Origin of the sequence: Henriciella algicola, assembly GCF_003576245.1 — a bacterium.
Taxonomy (GTDB): Bacteria; Pseudomonadota; Alphaproteobacteria; order Caulobacterales; family Hyphomonadaceae; genus Henriciella; species Henriciella algicola.
Genome location: NZ_QWGA01000008.1, coordinates 392,178 through 411,496, shown reverse-complemented (window position 1 = coordinate 411,496; position 19,319 = coordinate 392,178). Strand labels below are relative to the sequence as shown.

19 protein-coding genes are annotated in these 19,319 nt (G+C 60.3%); 12 read left to right on the top strand and 7 right to left on the bottom strand.

The features are described from left to right. Positions 1-15 precede the first annotated feature (15 nt). A complete protein-coding gene (locus tag D1222_RS14940; protein WP_119455049.1) occupies positions 16-2,139 on the bottom strand; it encodes a TonB-dependent receptor in 2,124 nt (707 codons plus the stop codon). 214 nt (positions 2,140-2,353) lie between these two features. Between D1222_RS14940 and mnmA the strand changes: the two genes are divergently transcribed. The 9 genes from mnmA to ctrA all read left to right on the top strand — a co-directional run bounded on the left by mnmA (position 2,354) and on the right by ctrA (position 9,298). Next, positions 2,354-3,532: a tRNA 2-thiouridine(34) synthase MnmA gene (mnmA, locus tag D1222_RS14935; RefSeq protein ID WP_119455199.1), complete on the top strand. Its 1,179-nt coding sequence runs from the start codon at positions 2,354-2,356 to the stop codon at positions 3,530-3,532. 211 nt (positions 3,533-3,743) lie between these two features. Further along, positions 3,744-4,022: a CtrA inhibitor SciP gene (sciP, locus tag D1222_RS14930; protein ID WP_119455198.1), complete on the top strand. Its 279-nt coding sequence runs from the start codon at positions 3,744-3,746 to the stop codon at positions 4,020-4,022. Between the two features lie 122 nt (positions 4,023-4,144). Further along, on the top strand, positions 4,145-4,810 hold the full coding sequence (locus tag D1222_RS14925) for a hypothetical protein (protein ID WP_119455048.1): 666 nt from the start codon (positions 4,145-4,147) through the stop codon (positions 4,808-4,810). Beyond that, positions 4,807-5,748 (top strand): FliG C-terminal domain-containing protein, encoded by a 942-nt coding sequence (locus D1222_RS14920; protein WP_119455047.1) that lies wholly within the window; start codon positions 4,807-4,809, stop codon positions 5,746-5,748. The genes D1222_RS14925 and D1222_RS14920 overlap by 4 nt, the downstream gene beginning before the upstream one ends. Then, positions 5,745-6,107 (top strand): hypothetical protein, encoded by a 363-nt coding sequence (locus D1222_RS14915; RefSeq protein WP_119455046.1) that lies wholly within the window; start codon positions 5,745-5,747, stop codon positions 6,105-6,107. Before D1222_RS14920 ends, D1222_RS14915 begins: the two co-directional genes overlap by 4 nt. Positions 6,108-6,202: 95 nt before the next feature. Next, the gene (locus D1222_RS14910) at positions 6,203-6,460 is read left to right on the top strand and encodes a FliM/FliN family flagellar motor switch protein (RefSeq protein WP_119455045.1); all 258 of its coding nucleotides are present in this window, start codon (positions 6,203-6,205) and stop codon (positions 6,458-6,460) included. 133 nt (positions 6,461-6,593) lie between these two features. Continuing rightward, on the top strand, positions 6,594-7,601 hold the full coding sequence (locus D1222_RS14905) for a flagellar biosynthesis protein FlhF (protein ID WP_233348816.1): 1,008 nt from the start codon (positions 6,594-6,596) through the stop codon (positions 7,599-7,601). Position 7,602: 1 nt separating this feature from the next. After that, positions 7,603-8,454: a nucleotide-binding protein gene (locus tag D1222_RS14900; protein ID WP_119455043.1), complete on the top strand. Its 852-nt coding sequence runs from the start codon at positions 7,603-7,605 to the stop codon at positions 8,452-8,454. A gap of 124 nt (positions 8,455-8,578) precedes the next feature. Further along, the gene (gene ctrA / locus D1222_RS14895; protein ID WP_119378568.1) at positions 8,579-9,298 is read left to right on the top strand and encodes a response regulator transcription factor CtrA; all 720 of its coding nucleotides are present in this window, start codon (positions 8,579-8,581) and stop codon (positions 9,296-9,298) included. Positions 9,299-9,375: 77 nt separating this feature from the next. On the opposite strand, the gene D1222_RS14890 is transcribed toward ctrA, so the two are convergent. The 4 genes from D1222_RS14890 to dnaK all read right to left on the bottom strand — a co-directional run bounded on the left by D1222_RS14890 (position 9,376) and on the right by dnaK (position 14,824). Continuing rightward, positions 9,376-10,857, bottom strand: coding sequence for an aldehyde dehydrogenase family protein (locus D1222_RS14890; RefSeq protein WP_119455042.1), 1,482 nt, complete (start codon positions 10,855-10,857; stop codon positions 9,376-9,378). A 94-nt stretch (positions 10,858-10,951) separates the two neighbouring features. Further along, positions 10,952-11,464, bottom strand: coding sequence for a hypothetical protein (locus tag D1222_RS14885; RefSeq protein WP_147371896.1), 513 nt, complete (start codon positions 11,462-11,464; stop codon positions 10,952-10,954). Then, positions 11,461-12,801: a mechanosensitive ion channel family protein gene (locus D1222_RS14880; protein ID WP_119455040.1), complete on the bottom strand. Its 1,341-nt coding sequence runs from the start codon at positions 12,799-12,801 to the stop codon at positions 11,461-11,463. Before D1222_RS14880 ends, D1222_RS14885 begins: the two co-directional genes overlap by 4 nt. 112 nt (positions 12,802-12,913) lie before the next feature. Then, positions 12,914-14,824, bottom strand: a complete 1,911-nt coding sequence (gene dnaK / locus D1222_RS14875; RefSeq protein WP_119455039.1) for a molecular chaperone DnaK — start codon at positions 14,822-14,824, stop codon at positions 12,914-12,916. 269 nt (positions 14,825-15,093) lie between these two features. Between dnaK and D1222_RS14870 the strand changes: the two genes are divergently transcribed. Then, a complete protein-coding gene (locus D1222_RS14870) occupies positions 15,094-15,339 on the top strand; it encodes a DUF2061 domain-containing protein (protein WP_119455038.1) in 246 nt (81 codons plus the stop codon). Here the strand turns inward: D1222_RS14870 and D1222_RS14865 are convergent. Both D1222_RS14865 and hrcA read right to left on the bottom strand, forming a co-directional pair. Then, on the bottom strand, positions 15,336-15,935 hold the full coding sequence (locus tag D1222_RS14865; RefSeq protein ID WP_119455037.1) for a nucleotide exchange factor GrpE: 600 nt from the start codon (positions 15,933-15,935) through the stop codon (positions 15,336-15,338). The genes D1222_RS14870 and D1222_RS14865 overlap by 4 nt on opposite strands. Positions 15,936-15,954: 19 nt before the next feature. Further along, a complete protein-coding gene (hrcA, locus tag D1222_RS14860) occupies positions 15,955-17,031 on the bottom strand; it encodes a heat-inducible transcriptional repressor HrcA (RefSeq protein WP_119455036.1) in 1,077 nt (358 codons plus the stop codon). 88 nt (positions 17,032-17,119) lie between these two features. On the opposite strand from hrcA, the gene D1222_RS14855 reads away from it, so the two are divergent. Both D1222_RS14855 and rph read left to right on the top strand, forming a co-directional pair. Next, the gene (locus D1222_RS14855) at positions 17,120-18,514 is read left to right on the top strand and encodes an MFS transporter (RefSeq protein WP_119455035.1); all 1,395 of its coding nucleotides are present in this window, start codon (positions 17,120-17,122) and stop codon (positions 18,512-18,514) included. Then, a complete protein-coding gene (gene rph / locus D1222_RS14850) occupies positions 18,514-19,239 on the top strand; it encodes a ribonuclease PH (RefSeq protein WP_119455034.1) in 726 nt (241 codons plus the stop codon). Before D1222_RS14855 ends, rph begins: the two co-directional genes overlap by 1 nt. The last annotated feature ends 80 nt before the right edge of the window (positions 19,240-19,319 follow it).

The following is a 19,319-nucleotide window of genomic DNA, read 5'->3' as shown; positions in this document are numbered from 1 at the left end:
GGCGCCCTGAGCGCGTCAGAAACGCCCGCTAATGGTCAGCCTTGCATTGAGCGGCGCGCCGACGCTTGCCTGATGGGTCGCGTGGGCGTTCGGGAAGTAGAGCTCATCGGTGACGTTCTCGATGTTGAGCTGCACGCGGACAGCGTCTGAAACATCATAGAAGGCCGCTGCATCAACGCGCGTGTAGGCCGGCAGGATCGCCGTATTACCATTGTCGATGAAGCTCTCATCCTGATAGGTCACGCCAAGGCCGATGCCGAACCGGTCTGTAAGGCGGTAGGTATTCCAGAGCGAGGCCATGTGTTCTGGCAGCTCACGCGGGCGGTTGCCGGTCGGGCCGGTGCGGTTGACGATCTCGCCGTCGAGATAGGAATAGCCCGCCGAGATGAACCAGCGGTCGCTGACCTCACCCTGCACCTGGACCTCAAAGCCCTGCGTTTCGGACTCGATCACTTCCAGCGTGGACGGGTCATTGTCGGCGACCTGCGGGGAGCGCTGTTCAATCTCGAAGATGGCCGCGGTCAGGCTGACCCCGCCGATGAGATCCCATTTGAGGCCCGCTTCCAGATTGGTGAACTCATCGGGGTCAAGCTGGTTTGCTGCGCCATTGATGTCGGAGAATTGCTCACCGCTGCGCGGCAGGAAGGTCTCGCTATAGCTCGCATAGAGGGAGATGTTCTCCTGCGGCTTGTAGACGAGGCCGAGGCGCGGAGAAATCTCTTCATCCTTGCGGCTGCGGGTCTCATTGGCGATGACGTTCAGGACTTCGATGTCGAAACTGTCGAAGCGCAGACCGAGGATCACGTCGAGCTTGTCTGAAATCTCGATCTCATCCTGGATATAGGCGGAGAAGACATCGACTTCGGCCTTTGTGAAGTCATTGATGTCGACGCTGTAGTCATTGGTCGTCAGCTGGCCAGCAGCGTTGATGCCGACGCCGCCGCGCAGGGTGAGCGGTCGGCGGATGTCGAAGACTTCATTGTCATCAGCCGTTGTGTCCCAGAAGGCGTTGAAGCGGTCATTGTCATTCGACGTGTCGATATACTCGCCGCCGAGAATGATGGTGTGCTCAAAGCCCCAGGTCGCTGGCTCCCAGACGAGATTGCCTGACAGGATGGTGTTCTGACGCTTGGTGGAGTCCTCATAGCCGTCCAGCGTGACAAGGTTCGGCGTCGCCGCCTCATTATAGCCAGACGCGTAGAAGTTCATGTAGCGCTTGTCATAGTCACCATAGAACAGGCTGACATTGGCCTTCAGCGCTTCGGAGAAGCGATGCTGGAGCGATGAGCGCAGCAGGTGCGCCTCAAGGAAAGTACGGTTCAGCTCCGGATCGCCAAACACAATCTTGCGGAAGGCTTCGACCGGGCGGCCATCGGCGCCGGTTGGAATACCCCGGTCCACAAAGCGCTCATGATCGAGATACTCATAGGAGAGGTCGAGCGTCGTCGCAGGGCTCAGTTCAAAACGCGCGGTCGGATTGATGCCGATCCGCTCGCCGTCATAGAAGTCACGGTGATTGTCGAGGCTCTCATACATCGCATTGATGCGGAGGGCGGAAGTGTCATTCAGGGCGACGTTCTGGTCGATCTGTGCGCCAAAGCCGCCAAACGTATCGACGCTGGCCTGATAGCCTGTGAAGGTCTCGCCGACGACACCCTTCTTGGTGACACGGTTGAGGATGCCGCCCGTGCCGCCCCGGCCGAAGAGAAGCGCATTCGGGCCGCGCAGGATCTCGATCTGCTCGAGGTTATAGAGCGGGCGGTAATACTGCACGTCATCGCGCACGCCATCGATGAAGAAGTCAGCCGTCGAACGCACGCCGCGGAAGACGACTGCATCGCGGTGGCCTTCGCCCTGCGAGGTGTTCACGCCGGGCGTGTAGTCGATGATATCGCCGATGCTGTTGAAGCCCTGCTGCTCTATCTGGTCAGCCGTGATGATGGAGAGGCTCTGCGGCACGTCGATGATTGGCGTCGGCGATTTAAGCGCGTTCACTTCGTCGGTGTAGAGATACTGGCCGGTCACCAGAATTGAATCGAGAACCTGATCTTTCTCATTCTCTTGCGCTGCCGCAACCGGCGCTGCCAAGAGAAGGGTCAGCGCGCTCGCGCCCAATAGCGTTTTCTGCAGGTTTTTCATCGTTTTCGGGGCCCCTCAAAAAATGTTCCGGAAGCGCCTACTGCAAATGCGAATGATGGGCAAACTCATGACGGCAGTATCTTTGCAGTTGTTGCTTTTGCGCACTGCCGGACCTTGCTGACACCCCGCCCCTGACATCGCGTCCAGGATCGACTATGTAGCGCGCTTCAAATTGATGTTTCTGCTGCGGGCCTTGAACCCGCTGGAGGATGAGATGACCGATACGAAGATCGCCCCTGCGGGCGAGCTCAACTCGCTTGGGCTGCCAAAACCCCCGTCCGAAACCCGCGTCGTGGCCGCCATGTCTGGCGGTGTCGATAGCTCCGTCGTTGCCGCCATGCTGGCAGATGAAGGCTATGATGTCGTGGGCATCACGCTGCAGCTCTATGATCATGGCGCCGCCATTGAGAAGAAGGGCGCCTGCTGTGCAGGTCAGGACATTCATGATGCGCGCAATGTCGCCGATCAGGTCGGTATCCCGCACTATGTCCTCGACTATGAAAGCCGGTTCAAGGAACAGGTGATGGAAGACTTTGCCGACACCTATATGGCTGGCTCCACACCCATTCCCTGTATCCGCTGCAACCAGACCGTAAAGTTCAAGGACCTCCTCGCCACCGCGAAGGAGCTTGGCGCCGACTGTCTGGCGACGGGGCACTATATCCGCCGCACCGATGGGCCTGACGGGTCAGAGCTGCACCGCGCCGAGGATGCCTCACGCGACCAGTCCTATTTCCTGTTTGCGACGACCCGCGAGCAGCTCGACTATCTGCGCTTCCCGCTGGGCGGCCTGCCCAAGACGCGCGTGCGCGAGCTGGCTGAGAAGTACAACCTGCCCGTGGCGTCCAAGCCTGACAGCCAGGACATCTGTTTCGTGCCGCAAGGCTCCTACGCCGATGTGGTCAAGAAACTGCGTCCAGCGGCCGGTCGCGGCGGTGAGATCGTGCATCTCGATGGCCGTGTCCTAGGAGAGCATGACGGCGTCATCCACTATACGATCGGCCAGCGCCGCGGCCTTGGCGTCGCGACGGGTGAGCCTCTCTTCGTGGTCAAGATCGATGCGGCGACGCGCCGGGTCATTGTCGGCCCGCGCGAGGCGTTGCTGACGGCTGGCCTGACGATGGAAGAACTGAACTGGCTGGGCGATGGCAGCCTTGAAGCGGCCTGCGACAAGGGCTTGCCCGTTCTGGCGCGCGTTCGCTCTACCCGTGAGCCGCTTCCCGCGCATCTTGGCTGGTCGGGCGATGAGCCTGCTGTCTTCTTCGACATCCCGGAAGAAGGGGTTGCGAAGGGGCAGGCCTGCGTCCTGTACGATTTTTCATCAAAAAGTCGCGTGCTTGGCGGAGGCTTTATTGCCTCCACAATCGCCGCAGATGAACGATTGAGCGCCTAAAAATAAAGGAAGTTGTCCGGTTCCGGCACACCTGACCCAGACGGGGACAGATTTGCAAAGCCTTGCTTAATGGGGCCTGCGAGAACGTATCGAATTTTCATGAAAACTCACAGGCTTCGCTGAAAGGTCATTTAAGTCCCCCGCGCTAGAGCAGAGTTCGGGGCGCAAAACGCGCCTTCAGGACTTCAACCGCTAAGAAATGGTGGATCTCATGGCGCAGCAGCACGCAGCAAGAACTCTGAGCATAAAAGGGCCGGATGGCCAGGTCATGACCAGGGAGGATCTGCCGCCGCCAGGTATCCGGCGATGGGTCACGCGTCGCAAAGCACAGGTGGTTGCTGCCGTGCGCGGAGGTCTGCTTTCAAAGAATGAAGCGTGTGAACGCTACGCCCTGTCCGAGGAAGAGCTGGCCGGCTGGTCGCGCCTCTATGACGAATTTGGCACCAAGGGTCTGCGCACCACGCGCCTGCAGCAGTACCGCGCCAACTAGATCTGGCACTCCATCATCCCTGCTAAGCCGCTTTGATCCGTTAAAGCGCCGTTTACGCTGACAGGCCTAGCCTTGCGGGAGTTTTCCCGAGGGGCTGATCCATGACAGCAGGCAGGTCATTCATGCCAGGAGGCACGCGGCTGGTGGCGCTCATTGCGCTCGCCATCACTGCGTGCCTTTTCGCATGGCGCGCCAATACGCTGTTGTCCGACGGCGCCCCACCGCCCAATGCGCAGACCTTTGAGCAGCGCCAGCTGACGAGCCTGCTGGAGCCGGTTTTCGGTGCGCAGAATGTGCGCGTCGCAACGCACACGGGCAGCGATGGCAACCAGCAATTCCTGCTTCTGGTAAATTCGACCGAGCGCAGCGTGCCTGTCGACCGGGTAGTCTTCGACCGCGTTGTCACCATCCTTGAAACGACCGCCGGATATGACCGGGCCGCTGACAGCCTGCACATCCAGCCCTTCGCCTTTGCGCCGGGGACCGCTGGCGGACTGCAGACCGTCGAGATGTATGAGCTGGGCGCGCTTGGCGCAGTCGCTGTCCTCATCCTGATCTTCATGCTGTTTCCAGCGCGGAACCGCGAAGAGATCTCTGATCCCTTCCCGCGCGCCAACGGCCCGCTTGAACTGAAGCCCGCGAGCAAGGTGATGCACGCGCCTGCTGAGCACGGCGAGCCAGCGAACGAAGATGAGTTTATCGACGTGAAGGAAGCCGCGCTGCGCGACCCCAAGGCCGTGGCGCGCGTCGTTCGCGGCTGGCTATCATCAGATGAGGGCGAGAAATGAGCCTTCCAGCCCTGCAACAGACTGAAGCCGCTCCACAGGCCACAGGCCAGCCCGGCCTCAACCGCGCTGCGCGCCTGATGCGGCTGCTCGGCCCCGCAGCCGCCGGTGTCTGGAATGAGCTTTCGGCCGGTGAAACAGCTCACCTTCGTCAGGCTATGACGGCAGGCCCCATTCAGCCGCAGGCAGAAGACGCCGCGGCGCTTCGCCGTGCACTGTCGCGCCAGCCTGAACTTCCCGCCGGTGAGCCGCAGAATATCTGGCAGCGCCTTTGTGACCTCGACGCAGACACACTGGCCGGCATGCTGGAAGGGGAGCACCCTCAAACGCTGTCGCTGATCCTGTCGCAGATGCCAGCGCCCGGCGCGGCGAAACTTGTCCACGCCCTGCCCCGGCCCGCTGCAATCAAGGCGATGCGCGGACTGATGCTGCTTGGCCCGGTTCACCCGGCGACGCTGAAGACGATCGAGGGACAGCTTGAAGGATTGGCGGCGACGCGCGCCGATCGCCTCAAGGCCGCGGGCGCAGTTGGCGTTGCCCGCATCTTTGACCGGCTGAGCAATGGGCTGGAGACGTCTTTCCTCAAGGCGCTGGAAACCTCAGACCCCGGCTGCGGCGAGCGTATCCGCGCGCACATGTTCACCTTTGATGACCTTGCCGCGCTGGACCCTGCCGCAATCCAGACGGTTCTTTCGCAGATCGATCGCACTGTGTTGGCTCTGGCGCTCAAGGGCGCTGGCAAACCTGTGCGGGACGTCTTCCTGCGCAACATGACCAAGCGCGCCGGGGAGCTTCTCGTCTCTGAAATCGAGGCGACAGGGCCGGTAAAGCGCTCGCGCGTCGAAGCGGCCCGTACCGAGATTACTGACATTGCCCGTCATCTGGCGCGCCGGGGCGACATCCTCGCGCATGACGACATTGACGATGAGCTGATCGAATGAGCGCCGCCCGCCAGTTGACCGTGACCCCGTTCGAGTTTCGCAGCGACTTCAGCGCGCCTGCCCCTGCCCCAATGGGGCCAGAGAAAATCGCCATCAGCATCTCTGAACTCGCCGCGCTTCTCGAAGATACGCGGCGCAGCACGCTGGACATGGTACGTGACCGCGAGGCCAAGGCACGCAATGCAGCCATGGAGCGTTCGTCTGACGCGCTTCGTATTGCCCTGCTGCAGATCGTCGAGCTGGCGAATACCCTCGAAAAAGCGTCGATTTCAGAGGCTGTTCGCCAGGATGCCAAGACACGGATTCGCAAGATTGCATCCGAGCTCGTTGACGGACAGGGCAATCTCTTCCAGAGGTGATTCGAACCTGAAAATTCGAGGGGCAAGCTCGCGCGGTAACCCGCGTGAAACCATTTCAGCCAACCCTTGATACCGAAACTGGGAGGAGCGACACGATGAGCGGGCGTGCGTCTGGATCAAATCTGCTGGATGTGCCTGTGCGTGTCGACGTCATTCTCGGCGAGGCGCGAATCCCGATGGAGAAGCTGAGCGCGATGCGCGGCGGCGAGGTCATCGCGTTGCAGAAATCTATTAATGAACCTGTGGACATCTACGTCTCCGACCAGCTTCTGGCGCGCGGGCGTCTGATCATTAGCAATGGTCAGCTGGGCGTGAAACTCTCTGAAATCCTTGACGAAAAGCAGGCCGCCTGAGCCCTCTTTCAGGATTCCGGTCATGATTTTCGCACCAGAAAGACTGGGGATAACTCTGCCAGTCCTAACGAATTGACAGAATTCGTTAACCTTTCTCGCTGACAACCGATCTCCAGAATGGAGTGATTTGCTCATGCGCATGAAAATGTTCGCAGCCGAGAGTCTGGAAGCGGCAAAGGCCATGATCTTTGCCGAGATGGGCGACGACGCCATCATTCTCTCGGAGCGCGAAGTCCCTGGCGGCGTTGAAGTCCGTGCTGCGACCGACAAGCTTGGCGGCGGCATGGTTCCAAGCGAGCCACGCTTTGTGACCCGTATTGACCGTACCGGCGTCATGGGACGTCCGCAGGAAAATTCACTGCGTAACCGTGTGCGCGACGCGCTGCTCTGGCATGGCGCCCCGCCGCGCTTTGCTGACCGTGTTGCAGATGCGGGTATCCCGGCGAGCGCCAAGTCCAGCGACCCGGCAGATATCCTGGCCTGCGGCCTCGACGCGCTCATCAGCTGTGACCCGATTGCAGCCCGCCCGGTGCGCGACATCATCCTTGTCGGCCCACCAGGACATGGCCGCACGGCAACTGCCGCGAAACTGACCCGCAGGGCCGCTGTCGCTGACACGCGCATCCTTCCGGTCGCTGCAGACCTCGACGCCACGGCCGGCGGGGCGCAACTCGCAGCCTATCTCGAGCTTGAGCAGGACCAGATCCGCGTCGCTCGCACGCCAGACGACCTTTTCGAACTGCTGCGCACCGCGCGCGAAGAAGGTGACCGCTGCGTGATCGACCTTCCGGCCATCGTTCCCTTCGACCGGGAAGACATGGCTAGCCTTAAAGACCTTATTGCCGTCATTGACGCTGAACCTGTTCTCGTCATGTCGGCCGAGGGCCACCCCGATGATCTTGCCGACGCTGCGCACGCTTTTGCCGATGCCGGTGTGAAGCGCGCGATCGTCTCCAAGCTGGATGTGACGCGCAGGCGCGGCGGTATCGTCGCAGCGCTGAGCGGCGCTGGCATATCCTTCGCCCAACTCGGGATCACCCCGTTTATCGGCGGCGGGCTCACCCCCGCAACACCGGCCCGGCTATCAAAGATACTGCTGGAAGAAGCTTCAGCAGATTTCGCACTGAGAGGAGCTGCATGAGATGAGCTTCATGCTTCCAAAATCGATGGACAGACCAAAAGCGCCGCAAGGCAAGTCTCATCACAGACGTGTTGAACCGGGTTCGATCATTGCGGTCGCATCCGGGAAAGGCGGTGTGGGAAAGACGTTCATGTCGATCACACTGGCCAGTGCCTTTGCCCAGCAGGGGCAGAGGACGCTTCTTGTCGACGGCGACCTTGGTCTTGCAAACGTAGACGTTCAGCTCGGCATCGAGCCGATCACCGACATCGCTGCGGTGATCGCTGGCTGGGTTGAGCTTGAAGACGCGGTGACGCCGGTTGATGGCGGCGCTGGCGACGGCGGCTTTGACGTCCTTCCGGGCCGGTCCGGCTCCGGCGCGCTCGCAGAGCTCTCCACTGACGAGGTGTCCCGCCTCGCCGCTGGCCTGACGACGCTGTCGCTGCAATATGACAAGATCGTTCTCGACCTTGGTGCCGGTATCGAAGCCAACTGCATGCGCCTTGCGCGCGCGGCCGACAAGGCGCTGATCGTGATCACGGACGACCCGTCCTCCATGACAGACGGCTATGCCTTCATGAAGGTGCTTCGCGGCTACGCCCCGGATGTCGACCAGCATGTCGCGATCAACCAGGCGGCGAACCGCGCCATGGGTCAGCAGACCTATGAAGCGATCGCCATGGCCTGCCGCAAGTTCCAGGGCTACCGCCCGCCGCTCGCCGGTATAGTCCACCGCGACGAGAAGGTGCGCGAAGCGGTGCGCTGCCAGCGGACGCTGATTTCGACCGATCCGACGGCACAGCCGATCCAGGATGCGATCGCCATCGCACAGACATTCATCGGCCGCTCGGGCGGACGGGACCTGCATTATTAAGAGGTGTGAACAAAATGGGGCGTTTTATTACCAGTGTTAAACTCTTGGTAATTCTCGCTCCATAGATTCACATTGGTTAACGGGGCGGCTACTGTGTCGCTAGACTGATTCGGGAGAGTGACACATGCGAGTGCTTCTAATTGAGGACGACAGCTCCGTCGCACGCAGCATCGAACTGATGCTCAAGGCGGCCGGCTTCAACATCTACACCACCGACCTCGGTGAAGAGGGCGTGGACCTCGGCAAGGTGTATGAATACGACATCATCGTGCTCGACCTCGACCTGCCAGACATCTCTGGCTACGACGTACTCAAGCAGCTGCGAATGGCCCGCATTAATACGCCGGTCCTCATCCTCTCCGGCAATCCAGACATCGAAGCCAAGGTGAAGACCCTCGGCTACGGCGCTGACGATTATCTCACCAAGCCATTCAACAAGGATGAGCTGATTGCCCGCATCACGGCGATTGTCCGCCGCTCCAAGGGCCATGCTGAGAGCGTCATCCGCACCGGCGAGATTGTCGTCAATCTCGACTCCAAGACGGTTGAGGTCGAAGGCGACCGCGTCCACCTCACGGGCAAGGAATACCAGATGTTCGAGCTGCTCTCGCTCCGCAAGGGCGTGACGCTCACCAAGGAAATGTTCCTGAACCACCTCTATGGCGGCATGGACGAGCCTGAACTCAAGATTATCGACGTTTTCATCTGTAAGCTCCGCAAGAAGCTCGCAAAAGCGACCGCCACCTCCGACAATCCGGATGGCGAGCACTACATCGAAACCGTCTGGGGCCGTGGCTATGTCCTGCGCGACCCGAAGAAGAAAGAAGACGCGATCGCTGCGTAGCGGACGCCTTCAAACCGAACAGTCAGGAAGCCCCGGCCCAAGCGCCGGGGTTTTTCTTTAGTCGCGGTTGCCCCGCCCTAGCCGAGATCATCAAGTGAGAATGGATACTGGCGCGGCTCACGCTGAATGGTGATCCAGTGATCGGTCGTGAAAGCCTCGACCGCCCAGCGGCCATTGAAGCGGCCGATACCTGAATTCTTCTCGCCTCCGAACGGGCTAAAGGGCGAGTCATTCACCGGCTGATCGTTCACATGGGTCATGCCCGCCTCAACCTGCTTGGCGAAGGCAACACCGCGTTCGATGTCACGGCTGAAGACTGCGCTGGAAAGACCGTATTCGGTCTTGTTTGCCAGGCGAAGTGCATCGGCCTCATCCCTTGCCCGCACAATCGGAGCTACAGGTCCGAAGATCTCATTGGTGCAGAGACAGGAGTTCTCATCCACATCAACAAAGACATGCGGCGGGATGACGAGGCCATCGCGCGCGCCGCCAACACGGCAGCCAGCGCCTTCCGCCTTCGCCTTCTCGATCAGCTCCATGACGCCATCAGCCTGATCGGCGTTTACGAGCGGCCCAACAAAAGTGTCAGGCTTCGACGGGTCGCCGACCTTCAACGCCTTGGCGCGTGCCACGAATTTGTCCGTGAACTCATCAAAAATGCTGTCGTCGACGATAATGCGATTGATCGCCATGCAGATCTGTCCGGCATGCATGAACTTGCCCCAGATCGCGGCATCGACAGCCGCACCGATATCTGCGTCGTCCAGAACGACAATCGGTCCATTGCCGCCAAGCTCCAGCTCAAGCGGCTTCAGGATGGTCGATTTCGCGACCGTTTCAGCGATGCCCCGGCCAACCGGCGTAGAACCCGTGAAGGAAACAAGACGCGGTATTTCATGCTCGATCAGCGCTGTACCAACATCAGAGCCACCGCCGGGAAGGACGCTGACGAGGCCTTCTGGAAACCCAGCTTCTTCCAGCAGCTTGGCGAAGATTGTCCCGCCGGTGACAATTGAATCGCTAGCGGGTTTCAGCACCACGACATTGCCGACTGCCAGCGCCGGCGCAAGCGTACGGGCGGTAAGTTGTAGCGGAAAGTTCCAAGGGCTGATGAGGGCGATGACGCCGACAGGCTGGCGGTAGGACCGGGACTCTTTGCCGGGGATGTCCTCTGGCAGGATGCGGCCTTCGACCATGAAGGGCAGAACGGCTGCTTCGCGCAGGACGCCGAGGACGAGTTGCACCTCTAGCGCGGCTTTCACCTGCGTGCCGCCAATTTCCCGCGTGATCCAGCCCATGACCTCCTCGCGGCGCGCCTCAAGCGCGTCAGCGAGCGCTGACATCTTGGCCGACCGCGCGGACGGCGGCAGCGCGGCCCATTCTTTCTGCGCTGCCTTGGCCGCCTTACAGGCTTCATCGACATCATCCGCTGTTGCCGCTTTCATCTCGAAGATGGTTTCGCCTGTGAAAGGGTTCTTGTTCGTCAGCGTCTTGCCGGAACCCTTGCGCCATTTACCGGCGAGGAAAATCTGGTCGAGATCGGTATAGGCGTCGGTCATTTTGGGGCTCCTGTAGGTCAGACAGAAGCTAGAATTCCCAGCCCTACAGACATGTTCCGCTGGTGCGACACGCTGCACGCGGCCACGATCAAGACTAGGCAGCCGCGATGTCCCGAAGGCCAGTCAGAAACTGGCGGACCTCCTCCTCGACCGTACGGATGTCAAAGGCTTCCAGGCTTTCCTCCGTCCAGTCACTTTCCGGAACGAGCGCACTCACCAGTGCGGCGTGTTCGCCTTTCTGAGCCGCGCTCAGGGGCAGCCTGGCAGCTTCACGTAGCAGCAAGAGCAATTCATGTATGCGACGCATCGTGTGGAAGGCCCGCCCCATCCGCGTCATGAGCGTTGGATCGTCCCGCCAGCTTCTGCCCGCGAATACCTCCTGAACAACGCGCTGACCGGCGCCGTGACAGTCAAAAGCGACACAGCCTTTGAACCCGCGCTCCGATAGCTGCTCATGAATACGGCAGGCATTGCACCCGTCGAGGTGTTTGCATGGCTCGCCCCCGGCCTTGTCGAAGGCGAAGGCCTCAGACTTGTCGAAAGGAAGCAGCACGCAGCAGAGCGCGGCGCACTGGCTGCAGTCTGCCTCAAGGGAGGGGAGGCTCACTCGGCTTCACCGTCATCGCCAGCCTCAGCGCCCTTGTCCCCGCCTTCACCGTCGACAGCCCTTCCTTTCGGTTGCGGGCCCCTGGTGGAGCGGCAGCGCCCCTTTGCGGAGGCTTTCACGCTCTTGCTGCGGTTCTTGGACGGGACATCGTTGTTATCCTCGCCATCTCCATCTTCATCCTCGCCGGGCGGATTGAAGGTTTCGGGCGCGAAGCCGTCAGGCAGCTTCTCGAAATAGAGAGAGCGGCTCGGGAAGGCGAAGCTCGCTTCATGCTCCTCGACCGTCTTCTTGATGAAGAAGGCAAGCTGTTCCTTGATGGCGAGCCATTCGCCCCAAGTCGTCGTCTTGGTAAAACAATAGACCATCAGGTTCACGGCGGAATCACCAAACTCATCGACATGCACGAACGTCGACACATCGGAGGCTGGTGCAAAATCGTCAGTCTTCTCGATATAGTCAGCGATGGCGCCGCGGATCTTGTTCAGCGTCTCGCTGTCGGTGCGGTATTCTAGCCCGATCTTCCAGTAGATCCGGCGATGCGTCATGCGCGAGAAGTTGACCAGCGGATTATCGGCCAGCTTGGCGTTCGGCACATATACAGGCGCCTTGTCGAAACGGCGCACCGTGGTGGAGCGAAAGCCGACATCCTCCACTGTGCCTTCGACCACACCATCGACGAAGACCCAGTCGCCCTTGGCAAGGCGCTGCTCTGCGATGATCGTCATGCCAGCGATGAGGTTCTTGAAGAGGTCCTGCGCACCGAGCGCGACGGCCACAGATAGAAGCGAGAGCGAAGCAAGGAATGGAATGACTGGAATGCCCCAGACATTCAGGATTGCCGCGCCGCCAATGAAAACGATGACGCCCTGCAGTATCCGCGTCACCCAGCCAATGAAGGTGTCGCCCAACACCTGCTGCACGCGTCCAGCGAGCTTCAGGAGCGGCTTCACGACACGGTAGAGCGCCCAGAAGATCGCAAAGATGATGACCGACTGGGTCAGCGAGATGAAGAAAGTGTCGACGTCGCCCTCTGCGCCCATTGCCTGCGCGGCAAAGAAGATACCGGCCGCGACAGGAAGCAGAGAGATCGGCGCCTTCAGCGCCTCCACCAGTTTGTCGTCGAACTCTGTTTTTGTTTCGCCCGCCATCTTGCCGAGCGTGGCAACGATAAGCTTTGCGATGAGCCCACGCGCAAAGAAGGCAATCAGCAGAATGACAATGGCGAGAACGCCGCGCCCGATGGGCTGTCCCAGAAACCCTGTGTTCAGCACACTCTCGACCTGCGCCCAGAACTCCTGAAGTGACTGGACAAAACCAAGTTCGGTAAGCTGTTCCATTGCTGCTTCCCATTCTCGGGACGATACGCCTCGGCAGTGCCGCCCTGTCTTGTGATAGCAAAACGCCCCGCAAGTGTTTTGCGGGGCGCTTCAGTGTCAGATGAGGGTGGGTTTAGGCCGACTTGCGGTCGTCGTCCACCTCTTCGAAGTCAGCATCGACGACGTCATCGTCGCTCGAAGCTGCATCAGCTTTTGCATCGCTTTCAGCCGCTTCTTCCTGCTGGCTGGCATAGATTGCCTCGCCCAGCTTCATGGCAGCGGTCATCAGCGCCTGGTGCTTGGCCTGGATGTCTTCGAGGTTCTCGCCTTCGGCAGCCTTCTTCAGCTCCTCAGAGGCTTTCTCGATTTCAGCCTTCACCTCGGTGCCGACCTTGTCGCCATGCTCAGCGAGTTGCTTCTCGGTCTGGTGGACCAGAGCTTCGGCGCCGTTCTTGGCTTCGACCAGTTCGCGGCGCTTCTTGTCAGCCTCGGCGTTGGACTCTGCGTCCTTCATCATCGAGTTGATTTCGTCGTCGGAAAGGCCGCCATTCGCCTGAATGGTGATCTTCTGCTCTTTGTTGGTCGCCTTGTCCTTGGCGGACACGTTCACGATGCCGTTGGCGTCGATGTCGAACGTCACCTCGATCTGCGGGACGCCGCGCGGGGCAGCTGGCAGGCCTTCGAGGTTGAACTGGCCAAGGATCTTGTTGTCGGCAGCCATCTCACGCTCACCCTGGAAGACGCGGATCGTCACGGCCGGCTGATTGTCTTCAGCGGTCGAGAAGGTTTGCGACTTCTTGGTCGGGATCGTGGTGTTGCGGTCGATCAGGCGCGTGAAGACACCGCCCAGAGTTTCGATACCAAGCGACAGCGGGGTCACGTCGAGAAGGACAACATCCTTCACGTCGCCCTGAAGGACGCCGCCCTGAATGGCTGCACCGATGGCAACAACCTCGTCAGGGTTCACACCCTTATGTGGCTCCTTGCCGAAGAAGTCCTTCACGGCAGCCTGCACGGCTGGCATCCGGGTCATACCGCCAACGAGCACGACTTCGTCGATGTCGGAGGTCGACTTGCCAGCATCGGCCAGCGCCTTCTTACAAGGCTCGATCGTGCGCTTCACGAGGTCCTCGACGAGGCCCTCATATTTTGCACGGCTCAGCTTGATGTTGAGGTGCTTTGGACCGGACTGGTCGGCCGTGATGAATGGCAGGTTCACTTCGTACTGCGATGCAGACGACAGTTCCTTCTTCGCCTTCTCGGCTTCTTCTTTCAGACGCTGAAGGGCGAGCTTGTCCTTGGAGAGGTCAATGCCCTGATCCTTCTTGAACTCGCTGACGAGGAAATCGACGATACGAAGGTCGAAGTCTTCACCGCCGAGGAAGGTGTCACCATTGGTCGACAGCACTTCGAAGACACCGTCGCCAATCTCGAGGAGCGACACGTCGAACGTACCACCGCCAAGGTCATAGACGGCAATCGTCTTGTTCTCTTCCTTGTCGAGACCGTAAGCGAGCGCTGCAGCCGTCGGCTCGTTAATGATGCGCAGGACTTCAAGGCCTGCGATCTTGCCGGCGTCTTTGGTGGCCTGACGCTGGGCGTCGTTGAAGTAGGCTGGAACCGTGATGACCGCCTGGGTCACCGTCTCGCCGAGATAGTTCTCAGCGGTTTCCTTCATCTTGGTCAGGATGAAGGCAGAGATTTCCTGCGGCGCGTATTCCTTGTCGCGGCCCTTCACCCAGGCGTCGCCGCCCTTGCCCTTGACGATCTCGAATGGCGAAATCGCCTTGTCCTTCTGCGCGGTCGGGTCGTCGAATTGACGGCCGATCAGGCGCTTGATCGCATAGAAGGTGAAATCAGGGTTGGTGACGGCCTGACGGCGCGCCGGCATACCGATGAGGCGTTCGCCGCCTTCGGTGAAAGCAACCACGGACGGGGTCGTGCGTGCGCCTTCTGCATTCTCAATGACCTTGGCTTCCTTGCCATCCATGACGGCAACACAGCTGTTCGTGGTGCCGAGGTCGATACCGATAATCTTTCCCATTTCTACTCTCTCTTCTTTCAGCCGCCGCCATTTCGTTTTTCAGGGCCTGTCGAGGCAGCACCCCGAAACAGCGGCTCTACGGGTTGAGATGTGTGCCTGCCATCATTGGCAAACACGTCCTACCGCTGCGATATGGGAAGGCCTTTTGCTGGCTCAAGAGGCTGGATCACATTTGAGTGAGCCAACCTCTGCTAGATATTGAAATTCTTTATGCATTCATCACGAATAATAGTCTGGAACTTTAGCTGGCGCTGCCTATTTCATCTGGCATGTCCAGCTTGTTGCCCCGTTTGCCCCGTGCCGTCGTGAAAACGATGACTTACAGCGTCATGCACCTGACAGTCGCGGTGTCCGTTGCCTATGCACTGACAGGCAACCTCGCCATCTCACTGGGCATTGGCCTTATAGAGCCTGCCGTACAGACGGTCGCTTATATGCTGCACGAAGATGCCTGGCGCAGGGTGGCAAGCAAGGACCAGGTCTCCAATGTCGAACCCGGTCCTTATAACGCCTAGTTCGCCGGGCCCGAGCTAACCGCTACAATTGCTGCACGCAGTGTGCGGTCCCCGATCTTCCAACCTGACTGGAAGGTTTCGGCAATCGTACCGGATGGGTGTTGCGACGGGATCTGGCTGACGGCTTCGTGCTTGTTCGGGTCGAAGGTGGCGCCCGGCTCTGCGTCAATCGCAGTCACACCATGTTTGGCGAGCTTTGCGTGCAGCTCCTTCTGCGTCATCTCCACACCGCCCAGCAGGTTCTGCCCTGCCTCGGTCAGCGCTTCGCGTTCGTCATCCGGCAGGGCCGCCAGCGCGCGCGCAAGATTGTCAGACACGCTGAGAAGGTCGCCTGCGAACTTTTCGACCGCATAGGTGCGTGCATCGACGATTTCCTTCTGGGACCGCTTGCGGACGTTTTCCATTTCCGCATGGGCGCGCAGCACCTGGTCCTTCAGGGCCGTGACCTCGCCTTCCAGCTCAGCAATTCGGGTTTCAGCGTCCGGTTCACGGTTCTGGGCTTCTGCAGCCTCTTCCAGCACCTCTGACTCCGGGGAGCCTGCATCGAGGTTTTCAGTTTCTACCGCTTCTGGTGGACGCTTCTGATCTTCAGTCATGTTCGCTTCCGTTTGTTCTTCACTTCTGACGCTCGCCGAGTATCTGGCTGACCATACGCGCGGTATAGTCAACCATCGGGATAACCCTTGCATAATTAAGCCGGGTCGGACCGATCACGCCGAGTGCGCCGATAACCTGTCTTGAGGCGTTCATATAGGGGGCAACAATCAGGCTTGAACCCGATAACGGAAAAAGCCTGTTTTCAGCCCCGATGAAAAGGCGAACGCCTTCAGCCTCGCGGGTCGAGTCCAGCACGTCCAGAAGGCCTTTTTGGCGGTCAAGGATATCGAAAAGCTGGCGGACCTGCTCCATGTCCTCGGCCGCGCGCGAATCAGAGAGGAGATTAGCGCGCCCGTGCACAATCAGTGCACGCTCCTCGCCCGGGACCTCGCCGCCCCATTCTGCGAGACCTTTCTCCACCAGCGAGGTCGCCGCGGCATCAAGTTCTGCGCGTCGTTCTGCGATTTCACTCCGGATCGCTGCTGCAGCTTCACGAAGGGTGCGCCCTTTCATGCGCGCAGCGAGGTAGTTTCCGGCCTCGATCAGCGTCGTGACCGGCAGTCCCTTCGGCACAGGCACCAGCCGGTTCTCCACTTCGCCCAGCTCGTCGACGAGAATACAGAGCGCTTCACCCGTCGCCAGCGGCACGAATTCAACATGGCGGACAGGCCGCTCACGTGTCGGAGAGGTCACCAGCCCTGCCCCGCCCGCAAGCCCGGAAAGCAGCGAGGACGCTTCCTTCAGGACGCCCTGCAAGTCGCGGCCACTGGCGCGCAGGCGATCCTCGATGGCGCCGCGATCATTCTCGACCGGCTCACCGATTTCGAGGAAACCATCGACGAATAGGCGTAGTCCGATATGGGTCGGCATGCGGCCAGCAGAGATGTGGGGACTGTCCAGAAGCCCAAGCTCTGTCAGGTCCGACATGACATTGCGGATGGAGGCTGGCGACAGGCCAATCCCGCTCTTCGAGAGGGTACGAGAGCCAACAGGCTCACCGGTTTCCAGATAGGTTTCGACGATCTCCCGAAAGATCGATCGGGAGCGCTCATCGAGGCTCTGTAACAGGCCGGTTGGTTTGAAATTCTCGGTCATTTGCGCGAATTTCCGGGGTTTGCAATCGTGAGTTTAATCGGTTGTTTTTCTCTTGGACGCGCGCTGCAAATGGGTTTCAGTCTGATCCATGTCCAGTGTGCCAGCGAAACTGTCTACCTCACAAGTGATTGCTTACGGTTCGGTCGGAATCCCCTTCGGGGCGGTCGGCCTGCCAATGGCCGTATTTATCGCTCCCTTTTACGCAGACCAGATGGGCCTTGGTACGGCCACCGTCGGCATCATTTTCATGATCCTGCGTTTCTGGGACCTGTTTTCAGACCCCGTCATGGGCTGGCTGGTCGACACCAAGCCAAGCCGGCACGGAAAGATTCGCCACTGGCTACTGATAGCCGTGCCGATCCTGCTCCCTGCGGTTTACCTGCTCTACAACCCGATTGGACCGCCGGTCTCGCCGCTCTTCCTCGGCATCATCCTCTTCATCTTCTATATCGGCACGACGATGATCACGACGCCCCACCAGGCGTGGGCGCCGTCCGTTGCGCGCTCCTATGATGACCGCTCGCGCCTCTTTATGTGGCGAGAGCTTTTCACCATCTCCACCATGTTGATGATGCTGGGCCTGCCGACCCTTCTGGCCCAGACGGGTGATGTCGACCGTAGCGACCAGATCGCGATCATGGGCTGGATCCTCGTCATTGCGCTGCCGCTGACTGTCGGCGCGGCCTGCCTCATGGTGCCGGACCCGAAGCCAGACCCGTCGCAACCAAAGGCGAGCTTTGCTCCAAGCGCCATTCTGGAGGCACTTCGCCAGCAGACGCTCTGGCGCCTGCTCGCGACCGAGATCTTCATCGGTATCGCTATTGCGGGCACGGCTGGCACCTTTCTGTTCGCCGCCCAATGGGGCTTTGGCGTCGTCAATCTCGCGCCGCTCATCCTGATGGCGCACTTTATTGCGGGCTTTGTCGCCATGCCTTTCTGGGTCTGGCTGTCCAAGCGGACCGAGAAGTACATCGCCATGCGCTATGTCTGCCTCTGGTCGGCGCTGACCTACATCTCCTACTTCCCGCTCTCGCTGATGGGCGGCGGCCCGGTCCTCCTCTTCATCGCCGCAATGATTTCAGGCTTTGGCTATGGCTCACCCTTCATCCTGGTGCGCTCCATGATGGCAGACCTGGTCGAGGCTGAAGAGGTGCGCGGCGGCGCAAACCGGTCGGGGCTGTTCTATTCGCTGATGTCCGGCGCCTATAAGACTGGCGCGAGCTTCGCCATCGGCATCCCGTACATCCTGCTTGGCGTGCTTGTCGGGTTTAACCCGTCTGGCGCAAACTCTGCTGGCACCGTCACCGGCCTGATGGTCGTCTTCGTCGCGGTGCCGGTCATCTCCTACTTCCTCGCCGCGCTGCTCATCTGGAAGTACCCGATCACGCGCGCATCGCAGCAGGAAACCGCCGAAGCCATCAACAGGGGTGGACAAGCCAATCTGGAGTCGCTTCACCCGCCGGTGAAAGAAGGAGATCTCTGATGGCTGACCTTATCCGCCCATCCGGCCGCGCCGCTGACCAGCTTCGCGACATCGTGCTTGAAACCAATGTGACCCGCTATGCCGAAGGCTCATGCCTTGCAAAGTTCGGCCACACGCATGTGCTCTGCACCGCTAGCTGGCAGGACAATGTCCCGCCATGGCTGCGCGGTCAGGGCAAAGGCTGGGTCACCGGCGAATACGGCATGCTACCGCGCGCCACGCATACGCGCGGCCGCCGTGAAGCCGCCGCGGGCAAGCAGTCCGGCCGCACGCAGGAAATCCAGCGCCTCATCGGTCGCTCGCTGCGCTCTGTCGTGGATCTGAGCGCGCTTGGCGAAAACCAGCTCACCATCGACTGCGACGTCATACAAGCCGACGGCGGCACGCGTACTGCGTCGATCACCGGCGGCTTCGTCGCCATGGCCCTCGCCATGAAGTATCTGCGCGAGGAAGGCGTCATCAAGACCGACCCGATCCAGAAGCAGGCGGCGGCCATCTCTGTCGGCCTGTTCAAGGACCACCCCGTTCTCGACCTCGACTACCCTGAAGACTCCGGCGGCGAAGGCGACATGAACGTCGTGATGAGCTCCGATGGCGGCTTCATCGAGATCCAGGGCACTGGCGAAGAGCGCCCGATGACCCGCCCCGAAGTCGAGCGTCTTCTGGAACTCGCCGAAAAGGGCTGCACCGAACTCTTCGAGCACCAGCGCAAGGCGATCGGCTAGGCTCAAGACCCCGCCCCGACCCTCCCCACTTTGCGGGGAGGGGGCGCAACACGCAGCGTTTTGATACTCTGCCCACGCCA